Source organism: Sulfitobacter sp. JL08 (assembly GCF_003352045.1).
In the GTDB taxonomy this organism is placed as follows: domain Bacteria; phylum Pseudomonadota; class Alphaproteobacteria; order Rhodobacterales; family Rhodobacteraceae; genus JL08.
The window spans coordinates 516809-530499 of record NZ_CP025815.1 but is presented as its reverse complement, the minus strand read 5'-3'; the positions used below and the strand labels follow the sequence as shown (position 1 = coordinate 530499).

13 protein-coding genes are annotated in these 13691 nt (G+C 56.2%); 3 read left to right on the top strand and 10 right to left on the bottom strand.

All coding sequences use genetic code 11. The features are described 5' to 3' along the window. Positions 1-25: 25 nt before the first annotated feature. The 6 genes from C1J05_RS02735 to C1J05_RS02710 form a co-directional block, all read right to left on the bottom strand. Positions 26-1231, bottom strand: coding sequence for a CaiB/BaiF CoA transferase family protein (locus tag C1J05_RS02735; protein ID WP_114868920.1), 1206 nt, complete (start codon positions 1229-1231; stop codon positions 26-28). Then, complete coding sequence (locus C1J05_RS02730; RefSeq protein ID WP_114868919.1) at positions 1228-2001, bottom strand: enoyl-CoA hydratase/isomerase family protein; 774 nt, start codon at positions 1999-2001, stop codon at positions 1228-1230. Before C1J05_RS02730 ends, C1J05_RS02735 begins: the two co-directional genes overlap by 4 nt. Further along, positions 1998-3278 carry a TRAP transporter large permease gene (locus C1J05_RS02725; protein ID WP_114868918.1) on the bottom strand — a complete coding sequence of 427 codons (1281 nt, stop codon included), beginning with the start codon at positions 3276-3278 and terminating at the stop codon, positions 1998-2000. The genes C1J05_RS02730 and C1J05_RS02725 overlap by 4 nt, the downstream gene beginning before the upstream one ends. Then, a complete protein-coding gene (locus tag C1J05_RS02720; RefSeq protein ID WP_114868917.1) occupies positions 3278-3844 on the bottom strand; it encodes a TRAP transporter small permease in 567 nt (188 codons plus the stop codon). The genes C1J05_RS02725 and C1J05_RS02720 overlap by 1 nt, the downstream gene beginning before the upstream one ends. 112 nt (positions 3845-3956) lie before the next feature. Beyond that, positions 3957-4937: a TRAP transporter substrate-binding protein gene (locus tag C1J05_RS02715; protein ID WP_114868916.1), complete on the bottom strand. Its 981-nt coding sequence runs from the start codon at positions 4935-4937 to the stop codon at positions 3957-3959. A 74-nt stretch (positions 4938-5011) separates the two neighbouring features. Beyond that, positions 5012-6169, bottom strand: a complete 1158-nt coding sequence (locus C1J05_RS02710) for a pyridoxal-phosphate-dependent aminotransferase family protein (protein ID WP_114868915.1) — start codon at positions 6167-6169, stop codon at positions 5012-5014. Positions 6170-6322: 153 nt separating this feature from the next. Here C1J05_RS02710 and C1J05_RS02705 point away from each other — a divergent pair, with 153 nt between their 5' ends. Both C1J05_RS02705 and C1J05_RS02700 read left to right on the top strand, forming a co-directional pair. Then, entirely contained in the window at positions 6323-9220 is a 2898-nt protein-coding gene (locus tag C1J05_RS02705; protein ID WP_114868914.1) for an FAD-binding and (Fe-S)-binding domain-containing protein, read from the top strand. A 13-nt stretch (positions 9221-9233) separates the two neighbouring features. After that, the gene (locus C1J05_RS02700) at positions 9234-9929 is read left to right on the top strand and encodes a GntR family transcriptional regulator (RefSeq protein ID WP_114868913.1); all 696 of its coding nucleotides are present in this window, start codon (positions 9234-9236) and stop codon (positions 9927-9929) included. Positions 9930-10066: 137 nt separating this feature from the next. Here C1J05_RS02700 and C1J05_RS02695 read toward each other — a convergent pair whose 3' ends face one another. Genes C1J05_RS02695 through C1J05_RS02685 form a run of 4 tightly spaced genes read right to left on the bottom strand, consistent with a single transcriptional unit; the run spans position 10067 to position 12843 of the window. Continuing rightward, the gene (locus tag C1J05_RS02695) at positions 10067-11413 is read right to left on the bottom strand and encodes a hypothetical protein (protein ID WP_114868912.1); all 1347 of its coding nucleotides are present in this window, start codon (positions 11411-11413) and stop codon (positions 10067-10069) included. 54 nt (positions 11414-11467) lie between these two features. Continuing rightward, positions 11468-11938, bottom strand: a complete 471-nt coding sequence (locus C1J05_RS22055) for a glutaminase (protein WP_368073741.1) — start codon at positions 11936-11938, stop codon at positions 11468-11470. 13 nt (positions 11939-11951) lie between these two features. After that, complete coding sequence (locus C1J05_RS22050) at positions 11952-12401, bottom strand: glutaminase (protein WP_368073727.1); 450 nt, start codon at positions 12399-12401, stop codon at positions 11952-11954. Continuing rightward, positions 12385-12843, bottom strand: a complete 459-nt coding sequence (locus tag C1J05_RS02685; RefSeq protein WP_368073740.1) for an alanine:cation symporter family protein — start codon at positions 12841-12843, stop codon at positions 12385-12387. Before C1J05_RS02685 ends, C1J05_RS22050 begins: the two co-directional genes overlap by 17 nt. A gap of 113 nt (positions 12844-12956) precedes the next feature. On the opposite strand from C1J05_RS02685, the gene C1J05_RS02680 reads away from it, so the two are divergent. Beyond that, complete coding sequence (locus C1J05_RS02680) at positions 12957-13661, top strand: IS6 family transposase (protein ID WP_114868910.1); 705 nt, start codon at positions 12957-12959, stop codon at positions 13659-13661. Positions 13662-13691 lie beyond the last annotated feature (30 nt).

Below are 13691 nucleotides of genomic sequence, written 5' to 3'. Positions count from 1 at the left end.
GTTCTCTCCCGTTTCTGGGGGGTATTTACGCGGCAATTACGGCCTGCGAGCGAAGCAGCGCTTCGATCTGCGCGTTTTCATACCCCATTTCGGCAAGCACTTCCCGCGTGTGCTGACCAAGCAGCGGGGCGGCATGGTTAACCTGCGCAGGGGTGCGGCTGAATTTTACAGGATGGCCAATCGTTTCAACCTTGCCGGCTGTCGGGTGATCCAGTTCAACAATCATATCGCGCGCGCGCGCCTGCGGGTCTGCATGCATCTGAAGGATGTCATTGACCGGCCCGGCAGGGAGATGTGCCTCTTCCATTCGGCGAAGCCAGTTTTCGGTCGTGTCCTGACCCAGATATCGATTCAGAATTTCGACCAATGCAGGCAGGTTCTGAATGCGCTGGGCATTCGATGAAAACCTGGGGTCATTATCCAGTTCAGGGGCGTTGATCACATCCAGAAACCGAAGCCAGTTGCTTTGGTTCGCAGCGCCGACATTGATCCAACCGTCGCTTGTCTGAAACGCCTGATAGGGCGCGTTCAGCGGATGCGCCGATCCAAGCGGTTCAGGTTTTTCACCGGTGGCAAATGCGATGGCAGACTGCCAATAGGTCTGGGTGATCGCCGCCTCGAACAAAGAGGTGTCGATCTTTTGGCCCAAACCGGTTTGCAACATGTTCGCATATGCCGCCGAAACACCCATCGCCCCCAGAATACCGGCATTGATATCCGAAATCGGCGCGGCAACCTTGACCGGCGGGCGGCCCGGCCCTTCGCCAGTGATGGACATCAGGCCTGACATGCCCTGCGCAATCAGATCAAAACCGCCACGTTCGGCATAGGGGCCTGTGCGCCCAAAGCCCGATATTTCGCAATAAATCAGACGTGGGTTGACCGCTGACAGATCCTCGTAGGACAGGCCCAGCTTTTCCATCGTTCCTTTACGGTAATTCTCGATCACGACATCGGCCGTGGCCAGAAGTTTGCGCAGGATATCAACAGCCTGCGGATCCTTGAGGTTCAGAGAGATGCCCCGCTTGTTGCGGTTCATCATCATATAGGCCGCAGCTTCACCGCCGATCTGGGGCGGGGTAAACCGCCGGCTGTCATCGCCGGTTGGTTTTTCCACCTTGATAACGTCGGCGCCCATATCCGCCAGCATCAGACCGCAAACAGGGCCTGCCATGATATGGGCAAGCTCGATAACGCGCATACCGCTAAGCGGGCCAGATCGTGTGCTCATTTGCCTGTCCAAACCGGCTTGGTCTTGCCCAGAAATGCTTCCATCCCGATGCGGAAATCATCACTCATGTAGCAGGAGATAATCAGGTCGGAATCTTCCACCTCGGATGCCATGCGGTTGCGCCGCAGCGCTTCCTTGGTGGCGCGCAGTGTCAGCGGTGCCATCGAACCCACGCGTTCCGCAAGCACAGCGGCACGCGCCATCAACGCCTCTTCGTCAGGCAAAACTTCACTGATCAGCCCGATAGAAAGCGCCTCGTCAGCTTCGATCAGCCGCGCAGTAAAAATGATCTCTCGTACCCGCCCCGCGCCGATCAGTTCGGACAACCGCGCAAGATTGCCCGCAGCCAGGCAGTTTCCCAATGTACGCGCGATTGGAAAGCCGAACTTGAGGCTGGCAGACGCAATCCGGATATCGCAGGCCGCCGCGATCGAACCGCCGCCCCCTGTACAGGCGCCGTTTACCGCTGCAATCGTCGGCACCGGGCACCGTTCGACAGCGTCAAGCACAGCGTCGATCTGGTGTTCATAATCCAGCGCATCCTGCGGTGTTTCAAAGGCGCGAAACTGGGTCATGTCCGTCCCTGCGGCAAAGGCCTTGCCGCCCGCACCCGAGATCACGACCGCACGTACAGACCCATCTGTCGGCATGTCACGGCACAGTTGGGCCAGCCGTTCGTACATGCCAAAGGTCAGCGCATTGCGTGCCTGTGGCCGATCAAAGGTAATCCACAGGATACCGTCACGCAGTTCATTTGTGATGTCGGTCATCGATAGAAATACTCCACAAGGAACATCGGAACGGCAGGTACGTAAGTGCACAACATCAGCACCAGCAAAAGCACCCCGACAAACCAGATGTTGACCTTGGACACTTCCCAGATATTTGCCCGCGCCACCGAACAGGCAGTGATCAGAACCGAGGCCACGGGCGGGGTTTGCTGCCCGATTGCAAGGTTAAGCGTGACCACCAGACCAAAATGTACCGGATCGATCCCGGCCGCAGTGATCAGCGGAATGACGATCGGGATCACCAGAATAATGGCCGCAGCAGAGTGCAGGAAAAAACCCACGATCAGGAAGAAGAAGTTCAGGATCAGCAGGATCGCCCATTGCTGGGTTGTGATCGACAAAATGCCTTCGGCCAGTTGCTGGGGGATCTGCGCGCGGGTCAGAAAACCACCCATCAACACCGATGCCGCGACAAGCAGCATCACAACAGCGGTTTGGATACCACCGTCCAGCATCGCGCGACGCAGGTGTTTGACATCAAGATTGCCGTACCATGCCGACACAACCAACGAGGCGAGGACGGCCAGACCCGCGGCCTCGGTCGCGGTGACGTAACCACCAAAGATACCACCCAGAATGATAACTGGCAGGGTAAAGGCGGGCAGCGCCTCAACGAATGTTACGCGAAGGCGCGCAAAATTGAACGCGTCCTCGGTCGGGAAATTATATCGTTTGGCAAAGAGGTAAGCGACCACCATCAACCCGGCGGCGCCCAAAAGGCCCGGCACAATGCCTGCCACGAACAACTGCTCTACCGACGTGTTCGCGGACGCTGCATAAAGGATCATCGGGATAGAAGGCGGAATAATGATCGCCAGAGATGCCGAGGAAGAGGTAACCGCCGCCGAAAATTCCTTGCTGTAGCCACGTTTCTTCATCTGCGGGATCAGGATAGACCCCATTGCCGCCACGTCCGCCACAGCCGACCCCGAGATTTCGGCAAAAAACAGCGATACGCCGATGTTTACCATCGCAAGGCCGCCACGGATGAACCCGATAATGGCAGATACGAAATTGATCAGCTTGTCGGTGATGCCGCCCGCGTTCATGATCGCGCCCGCAAGCACGAACATCGGGATCGCGATCAGCGAAAACTTGGTGGATCCGTCATACATATCCAGCGCGATGGTCACCAGGCTGCCGGACCCTTCGGTCAGAAGCAACCCAAGAACACCACACATGGCCAAAGCCACCGCAATGGGGATGTTGATGCAGATCATGATCAGCATCGCTATGAAAATACCGGCCATAAGCATCAGTGGCGATCCTTGTTCTTTTCAAGTTCGGTTTCGACTTCTTCCTCGATCTCGGCATGTTCAAGCGAGACACCGGCAGCCGTCAGTTTCAGATACATCGGCAGGCTGAGCATCTGGCAGATCATGAACAGGACCGCGCCGATCGGAATGACCGATTGTGTGACCTGAATTGGCATCCAGGTCAGCGAGATAAGCGTATCCCCGGCCAGCACGTCGAGCACCTGAAGCCCTGCGCGCGCCATAAGAAAGAAAAACAGAAGAACGATGGCCTCTCCGACCAGCAAGGCGACAATCCGAACCCTGACCGGTAACGCCAGCAGCACCGTATCAAAGCCGATGTGGCGGCGGTGCAATGCGGCCAGCGCCGACCCGTAATAGGTAATCCACGCCAGCATGATTGCGGCCACTTCGTCATACCATGAAAAGCTTTGCCCCATCAGCCGGGCAAGCACCGCCATGGTAACCACCAGCGTTAGCAGGATCATCAGGCTGATCGTGATCCACTCAAGAACCGTACTGAACACACGATTGATGCGTGACAGCGTGGAATAGTCTTCATTTTGCATGACTGGCTGACCTGTTGGATATCAGAGATCCAGAGCGGGCACTGGTTGCGCCCGGATGAAACACGTAATTCTTGGAAAACAGGGCGGCGGGATATCCCGCCGCCCCGAATGATTAACCCGCGTTACCAAGCCCAAGGACCGTATCTATCATCTCTTGCCCGCCTTCCACTTCGTCGGCGAACTGTTTGTAGATAGGTTTGGACGCTTCGATGAACGCGGCCTTGTCGGCAGTGTTGACCTCAACTCCGGCGTCTTCGATCACCTTCAGCAGGCTGGCTTCCAGCTCGGCTGCTTTTTCGTAGGTGAAGTCCTGGGTTTTGTTGGCACATTCGGTCAGACCCGCCTGAACGTCTGCTGGCAGACCGTCGAATTTGCTTTTCGACGTCAGGATATAGGCTGGCGTGTAGACGTGCCCGGTGATCGACAGATACTTTTGCACTTCCTGAAACTTGGCCGAAGCGATCTGCGCATAGGGGTTTTCCTGTCCGTCAATCACGCCGGTTTGCAGCGCGGTAAACACATCGGAAAAGGCCATGGGCGTGGGGTTTGCCCCGTATTCCTGGAACATTTTCAGGCGCCAGACACCATTGGGCGTGCGCAGTTTGATCCCGGCCAGATCGGCGGGCAGATTGATCGGCCGCACGTTGTTGGTGATATGACGAAAGCCGTTTTCAGCAAGTCCGACGATGTGATAGCCATTTGCCTGTGCGGCATTCTGGAATGTGTCCATCATCGCGCCCTGAACCCGGCGCATGTGGTCACGATCGGTGATGATATAAGGCATCTCGAAGATACCGAATGAATCGTCAACCGATGACATCACTGACGAAGGCAGCGCGAAATCGACCTGCCCCAGCTTGAGCTTTTGCAGCAACTCCTTGTCCTTGCCCAACTGTGACGAACCAAAGGTCTGCACTTCGACCTTGTCGGGCATTGCGCTGTTCACGCAGGCGGCAAAGTTATCAACCGACGCCTCAAACAGTGAACCCGGTGCGCCGACATGGCCGAATTTCATTGTCATTTCAGCCGCATATGCACCTGTGGCCATACCAATGGCGGTGGTTGCAGCAAGAATTTTTGCGATTACTTTCATAGTAGTCTCCTCCCAAAGATTGTCATTTGATGTGTTCATTTTTGTCCTGGCCCCTCTTGCCGGGAGCGTTCGCGCTACTTGAGCATTTTCATTGCCGCCTGCACTCCACCCTCGGAATGCGGGACGTTCGCCTGTTTCAATCCCATCTCGACACCTGCCAGGGTCGCAACCAGCATCAGATCGTTGAAGTCACCCAAATGGCCGATCCGAAAGACCTTGTCCGCCACTTTGGACAGACCGTTGCCCAGAGATATATCATAATGTTCCAGAGTGGTGGCGCGGAAGGCGTCAGCGCTGTGGCCATCGGGTACTTTTACCGCCGTCAGCACGCCGCTTTCCTGACCTTGCGTGGCACACAGAACCTCAAGGCCCCAGGTGCGCACGGCGGCGCGGGCCGCAGCGCCATGTCGCGCATGGCGCGCGAACACGTTTTCAAGCCCTTCTTCATGCAGCATATCGACAGCTTCGTTCAGCCCATAAAGCAGGTTTGTCGCAGGCGTGTAGGGGAAATACCCGGTCTTGTTGGGGCCAACCATTTCAGCCCAGTCCCAGTATGACCGTTGCAATGTCGCCGATTTATTGGCCGCCATCGCCTTTGCGCTTGCGGCGTTGAACGATAGGCCCGGCGGCAGCATCAGCCCCTTTTGCGACCCTGAAACGGTAACATCGACGCCCCATTCATCGTGCTGGTAATCAAGCGAAGCAAGGCCCGAGATCGTATCAACCATGAAAAGCGCGGGATGGCCCGCGTTGTCGATGGCCTTGCGTACTGCTGCGATGGGTGAAACCGATCCGGTCGATGTTTCGTTGTGCACGACACATACCGCTTTGATCTGATGCTCCTTGTCCTCGGCAAGATAGGCTTCGATTTTTTCGGGGTCGGCGCCACCGCGCCAGTCGCCTTGAATGAATTCAGCCTGCAAGCCCAGCTTTTCGGCCAGCTTTTTCCACAGCGTCGCAAAATGGCCTGTCTCGAACATCAAAACCCTGTCACCCGGTGACAACGTGTTGACCAGCGCCGCCTCCCACGCGCCCGTACCGGATGCGGGATAGATAAAAACGTGCTCTTTGGTTTTGAAAATCGTTTTCAGCCCGTCCAGCGCACGCTTGCCAACGTTGGCAAAGTCGGGCCCGCGATGGTCAATGGTCTGTTGGCCTATTGCGCTTAGAATGCGGTCGGGCACAGCACTTGGTCCGGGAATTTGCAGAAAGTGTCGGCCAGCTTTTCTCATGACAATCGATCTCATTTTGGCGTTTGGGCATTGGGCCAGCGCATCTGTCTGTGCAATGCGATTTGCTTTTTTATTGAATCAACGTAATTTTGAATTCATAATTAAGTCAATGAAAATTATCCCGCACGCCGCCCTAGTCATACTGGAAAAAATATGTCCCAGCTCTCCGACGCTCTGAAGAAACGCGTTCAGGGTGATCTTATGTTCGACAGGTTTTCGCGGGGTCGGTATGCGACGGATGCATCGCTTTATCAGATGATGCCGCTTGGGGTTTTGTCCCCAAGATCAGAGGATGATATCCGCGCAGCCATCGACATTGCTGGCGAACAGGGCGTGCCGGTCTTGGCGCGCGGCGGCGGCACATCGCAATGCGGCCAGACGGTCAACGAAGCGCTTGTTCTGGATAACACACAGCACTTCAATGATATTCTCGAGCTGGACGTGGAAGGACAGCGTTGCGTTGTGCGCCCCGGCATCGTGCTTGATGATCTGAACCGCGCCCTGAAACCGCACGGTCTGTGGTTTCCGGTCGATGTTTCAACCGCGTCGCGCGCGACCATCGGCGGAATGACCGGTAACAATTCGTGCGGGGGAAAATCGCTGCGTTACGGCATGATGCGTGACAATGTCCTGTCGATCGATGCGTTTCTGGCGGACGGAACCAAGCACCATTTCGGACCTCTGGACAACGCCCCCTCTCCGGCTTTGGCCGCGTTGAGAGACGACCTGCTGGAACTGGGCGCGCGCGAAGCCGCCGAAATTGGCGCCCGATTCCCAAAGGTCATGCGCCGCGTCGGCGGATACAACATTGATGCACTGGTCCCCAAAGACACGCCAAACAATCTTGCGCATCTGCTGGTCGGTTCAGAAGGGACACTGGCCTATTCCACCGCGATCGAACTGAAGCTTTGGCCACTGGTGTCTCAGAAAGTTCTGGGCGTTTGCCATTTCCCGACATTCCATCAGGCGATGGATGCCGCGCAGCATCTGGTCACGCTGAAGCCGCAGGGCGTTGAACTGGTCGATGCCACTATGATCAAGCTGGCCCGCGATATTCCGATGTTCCGCCAGACAATCGAGGAATTCGTAACCGGCAAACCGGACGCGCTTTTGCTGGTCGAGTTTGCCGAGGATGATCCCAACCTGCATCCCCAAAAGCTGAAGCAGCTTGAAGAGATGATGGGCGATCTGGGGTATTCATGGACGGGGCGCGGCAAGAATTGGGGTGGCGTGACCGCTGTGCCAGACCCCGCGATGCAGGCCCGTATCGCGGATTTGCGCAGTTCGGGTTTGAATATCATGATGTCGATGAAGGCAGACGGGAAACCGGTGTCTTTCGTTGAAGACTGTGCTGTCGAATTACCCGATCTTGCGGCCTATACGGCTGGCTTGACAGAGATATTCGAAAAGCATGGCACACGCGGCACGTGGTACGCGCACGCTTCTGTCGGCTGTCTGCACGTGCGGCCGGTACTGAACCTCAAGCTGGATCAGGACGTGCGCAAGATGCGCGCGATCGCCGAAGAATGCTTTGATCTGGTTGCGAAGTACAAAGGGTCTCACTCGGGGGAGCATGGCGATGGTCTGGTGCGGTCGGAATTTCACGAAAAGATGTTTGGCGCCCGCATGGTGGCCAATTTCCGTGAGGTGAAAAAACGGTTTGACCCTGACGGGCTGTTCAATCCCGGCAAGATCGTGGACGCGCCGAAAATGGATGACCGGCGCCTGTTTCGCTACAGTCAGGACTATACTGTTCCCGAATTCCGAACCGAACTGGACTGGTCCGCCTGGACAGGCAGCGGCGGCGGATTTCAGGGCGCTGTCGAGATGTGCAACAACAACGGCGCCTGCCGCAAGCTCAAGGGCGGCACGATGTGCCCGTCGTTTCGGGTGACACGCGAGGAAAAAGACCTAACACGCGGACGCGCCAATACGTTGCGGCTGGCGATATCGGGGCAGTTGGGGCCCGACGCGCTGACATCTGATGAAATGGCCGATACGATGAAGCTGTGCGTGTCCTGCAAGGGCTGCAAGCGCGAATGCCCGACCGGCGTCGACATGGCTGCGATGAAGATCGAGGTGCAGGCCGCCAGCGCCAGAAAACATGGGCTAAGGTTGCACGACCGGCTGGTTGCCTATCTGCCACGCTACGCGCCATGGGCGGCGCGACTGCCGCTTATCGCCAACCTGCGCAACACCGTACCCGGGCTGGCCAAACTGACCGAACGGCTTAGCGGGTTTACCGCGTCACGTGATCTGCCAAAATGGAACGCGCGGCCCTTCAAAGACACCGAAGCGGAACAGAACGCGGCCCCCAAGGCGGTTTTGTTTGCCGATTGTTTCAACAGATATTTTGAACCGGAAAACCTGCGCGCCACACTGAATGTGCTTGGGGCGGCCAAGGTTCCGGTCCAGATCGCTGCGGCCCCCAAGGGGGAACGGCCCTTGTGTTGCGGCCGCACATTCCTGTCTGCCGGTCTGGTGGACGAGGCCAGGACTGAGGCGCGGCGACTGGTGGATGCGTTGCTGCCCTTTGCAGAACAGGGCCTACCGATTATCGGGCTTGAGCCAAGCTGCCTGCTGACCCTGCGCGACGAGATACCGGCAATGCTGCCCGGTGCGGAGACTGCTTTGCTGGCCCGACAGGCGCGCATGCTTGAGGAATACATCGCTGATCAGGACGACGATCCGGCGTTTCAGTTGCCTCTGGTTTCTCCTGCACCGCGAATATTGCTGCATGGTCACTGCCACCAAAAGGCGATGGGTGTGATGTCGAGCATTGAAAAGACACTGTCGCGCCTGCCCGACACGCAGGTTGATGTCGTTGAAACAAGCTGCTGTGGTATGGCAGGTTCCTTTGGCTACGGTATCGAAACGCATGAAATTTCCCGTAAAATGGCGGAATTGGATCTGGCACCGGCGGTCAGAAACGCGGACAAAGACACATTGATCGTTGCCGATGGCACGTCCTGTCGGCATCAAGTGGCGGATACGACCGCGCGCAAGCCTGTTCATGTTGCGCGCCTTCTTGAAATGGCCCTGAAACGATGAGGCGAGAAACTACATGATGCAGGCAATTCAAACACAGGAAATCATGCGCAAATCCTTGCACCACGAGCTTGTCGATCGTCTGCAGATGCTGATCATTCACGCCGAACTCGTACCGGGCGCCAAGGTGCCCGAAAAACTGTTATGCGACCGGTTCGGCGTGTCACGCACCCCGCTCCGGGAAGCCCTGAAGGTACTTGCCTCAGACGGGCTTGTCCGGCTGGAACCCAACCGCGGCGCCTGGGTTACTCAGGTTACATTGGACGAAGTTCAAGATGTTTTTCCGGTTCTGGGCGCGCTTGAAGCCCTATCTGGCGAATTGGCCTGCAACCACATCACAGACACCGAAATAGATGAAGTGCAGGCGCTGCACGACCAGATGATGCAAAGCTATGAACGAAGGGATCTCGACGCCTATTTCGATATCAACCAGAAAATCCACCGTGCCATTCTGTCTGCCGCACGCAACAGCACCCTGACCACGTCTTGTCAGGCGCTGTCATTGCGCATGCAGCGCGCGCGTTATCTGGCAAACATGACGGAAGGCCGCTGGTACGCGGCGGTGCAAGAGCATGAAAAAATCATGAAATATCTGGCTGCGCGGGATGGCCCAAAGCTGGCTGCCACGCTTCTTGATCACATGGACGCCAAACGCGCCTCTGTTGTGCGATGGCTTGAGGCGCGCGAGGCGGCGGCGGAAGAAGAACAGTGATCGCTGATCAGGTCTGTGACACGGCTGGACCTGATTTCAGAAACGAACGCCGGTAATCTGTTGCACCACACGCGACAATACCGCCCTGCCCCATCGGCCTGAATTATGCGCCAAATTCTTTGCACGTTTTGAAAGAATTATTGAACAGGATAGGCTCTGGAAGCGAGCGGGGTCCGCTCCTCAATGTTCCAACCGAGTTCAGTCAATTCATCCCGTGCGCGCTTGCTCAGCTGACCATCAACAAAGACGAGCGGTGCAACTGCCGATTGGTCGCCAAAGCTGGACGCGAAACGATCCAGCAATGGTGTCCAGCTCAGATAATCGACCGGGGCCGCGATCACCGGCTGCCCTGCCTGAGACATTCCCAAAATGGTTCCCTGTACCTGCAATTCGGACAATGGTTCGCGCTCTGTGTGGTATATACTGAGCATATCAATCGTCTGCACAAGAAACCGGGCCTGGCCTTCCGAGGCGACACTTAGAACCAGCGGTATCACATCGGCACGTCCTTCCACACCATCAAGTGCTTGCATCGAAGCCGTGAGCGCGGCCTGCATGCTTAAGGTATAAAAGCTATGCCTCAAAAGCTGATCAGTTTCCGATTGTCCGACCCCCATGGACAAAAGCGCGTTCTCTATTTCCACCCGCAGATCACCCGGCGCAGTATCCCAAACCCAATCGCTAAGGCGCGAGGAAGTGGAGAGTACGAACCCACCTGGCACAAGGCTCGTCAAAACATTTACCCCAAGACCTCCGGCAAAAGCGGCCCAGGTCACCTCGTCAAGTTTTTCTGAGAGTATGCGGTTTGTCGAATAGGGATCGACCGCCAGTTCCTTCGCCAGCCGCCGACGTTGTTTGTCAAAGCCAAGAATATTGATTGCTGTGTCTCCCCCCGCTCGCGCGACACTCTCGGTTAAACTGACACCCGGGTTGTTTTGAGCAGGCGTTCCCCCCGGAAGATTTTCCGCGGTATTCTCTTCCACTCCGGGCAAGCGACCCTCTCTGACGTCCCCTATTTTTTGCAGGCCGGTCTTTAAGGTGCGCCCTGTTCGGTCAAAGAATCGGCCGACACCATCTGGAACGCCCTGCACTGTTTCCTTGGGGTTTTCGATAAACTGGCGCAGATTTGAAACCGCTTCTTTTGCCGTGCTTTCAGCCGCTTCGGCAAAACGGTCATCTTCCTGCATGATATCCAAAGCTGCGAGCGCTTTGATCTCGTTCAGGCGAGAGGCCAGCATACCGGGACCCGAAGCAGTAAATTCACCATAGGGCGAAGTGATCGTGAACACGGCCATGAACCCGTCAGTGGGTACATCCTGATGAATTTCGTAGGTGTCAGTCTTCAAGGGCAGATCCAACACAGTGTCTGACGCAGGCAGAACGGCCGGCACCTCGTAATCGTCACACATCCCGAAAGTCGGCAACCATATCGCCAACACGGCACCAGCCGAAACCAGTCGACTGCATGAATAGCGTTTTTCCATGTCCGTCCTTTCAAATACCGTTGGGCAATTCTGTTCAGATTCTGATGAAGAAAATCAAAAAACTGACCATTCCAGTCTGCGCGCCACCTCTTCCACCGCCTTGAGGGCAAGAACCGAATTCCCCTTGCTATCCAGACCTGGGCTCCAGGCGGCAATCGACGCAACCCCCGGCGCGATTGCCAAAATCCCGCCACCGACACCACTTTTACAGGGTAAGCCGATGCGAAAGGCAACTTCCCCAGAGGCATCGTAACAACCGCATGTCATCATCAGGGCATTGATGCGTCGTGCGCGTTCCGGCGTAACTGCTGCATTTTCCCCGGCTTTGCCTTTGCCACCCGCGGCCAAGAAGCGCGCAGCCGTCGCAAGCTGCCGGCAGCTCATGGCGATGCTGCACTGACGGAAATAACTTTCTGTCACGGCCTTTATGTCGCTTTCAATGTTGCCTTCCGCAGACATGAAATATGCCAACGCCCTGTTTCTGTCGCCGGTTTCAACTTCGGACGTAAAAACCTCTTCGTTGATAAAAACCTCGGGATCATCGCCTGCACAAACTTAGAACCGGGTGCAGATGGTCCTTGGCAGCGGAATTTTGAACAATCACGTCTGACACAACAATGGCGCCCGGATTGATGAAAGGATTTCTGGGTTTGCCGCGTTCAAATTCAAGCTGTACGATGGAATTGAACGGGTCGCCTGATGGCTCGCGCCCAACGCGGCGCCACAGGTTGGACCCGACACAGTCCAGTGCGACCACCAAGCCAAAAACCTTCGAAATGCTTTGAATGGAAAACGGGATATCTGCCGCGCCTCCCTCAACCAGCGCGCCCTCCAAGGGGGCAACGGCAATCCCGAATTGGTTCGGCGACACCTCTGCCAGTTCGGGAATGTAACTTGCAACCTCTCCGCGGTCGGTTTCTTCCGCCATACGCCCCGTTATCTCATCAAGAACGCTTTGAACGTATTTCGGATCAAACTTTTCCGGCATTTGCTTTTTCCGCCCAGATTTCCTGTGATATGCCGCGGGTCGGCCCGGTGAAACTTTTTGCATCAAAAGTGGGCTCTATGCCTGCCCGTCGCTGCCCAAAATAGTCTTTCGTCAGACGATACACCGTTCCGGAAAGCAACAGAATGGCGATCAGATTGATAACAGCCATCAATCCCATCGCGGCATCGGCAAAGTTAAATACGGTTGTCACTGTTTGCACGGCGCCCCAAACGACCATACCCAAACACGCCCCCCGCAAGATCGTCATTCCCACTTTGCCTTCAAGTCCAAGGAAGGTCATCGCGTTTTCGGCATAGGAATAGTTTCCAAGAATAGACGTAAAAGCAAAAAAGATTATGGCAATCGCAATGACATAAGTACCAATGGCACCCAGATGTTCATCAAGTGCGTTCTGAGTGAGTTGCATGCCGGTAACCTTGATCAGCCCTGCGCACCGGCTGTCCGATCACACCCTGCCGCGCCAGCCAGACTTTCCAGGGCTCTGTCAGAAGAAACTGACTTGAGCCGGGCAGGACGGTTTCGTAACGTCTGAAGATGACCAAACCTGACCCATTTCGCTATTTCAAAACGAGCCGTGAGATCATCCGCCTGGCGGTAATGCTGTATGTCCGGTTTCCTCTGTCCCTTCGCAACGTGGAAGATCTGCTGCATGAGCGTGGCATAGATGTGAGCCATGAAACTGTGAGATTCTGGTGGCATCGGTTCGGCCCGATGTTTGCTGCGGAGATAAGAAAGCGCCGGATTACCGGCATGAAATCCAGCCGGTGGCGCTGGCATCTGGACGAGATGTTCGTGAAGATCAACGGCGAACAGCACTATCTCTGGCGGGCCGTCGATCATGAAGGCGAAATCCTGGAAAGCTTCGTCACAAAGGCACGTGATAAGAAGGCTGCGTTGAAATTCCTAAAGAAAGCAATGCGTAAGCACGGCAGTCCCGACATGATCGTGACGGACGGGCTGGCATCGTATGGCGCGGCTCTGAAGGAGATCGGCGCTGCAGACAGACAGGAAACGGGTCGCTGGTTGAACAACAGAGCAGAAAACTCACACCTGCCGTTCCGACGACGAGAGCGAGCGATGCTGCGGTTCAGGCGCATGCGAAGTTTGCAGAAATTCGCCGCCGTTCACGCTTCCGTCTATAACCACTTTAATCAGGAACGCAGCCTCTCAAGTCGAACGAATTTCAAGCTCAACCGTGCCGCCGCTCTGGCTGAGTGGCGCGGTCTCGGTGCGGCATAAGGATCAGCCTTACTGTCCTTGCAGAGACTG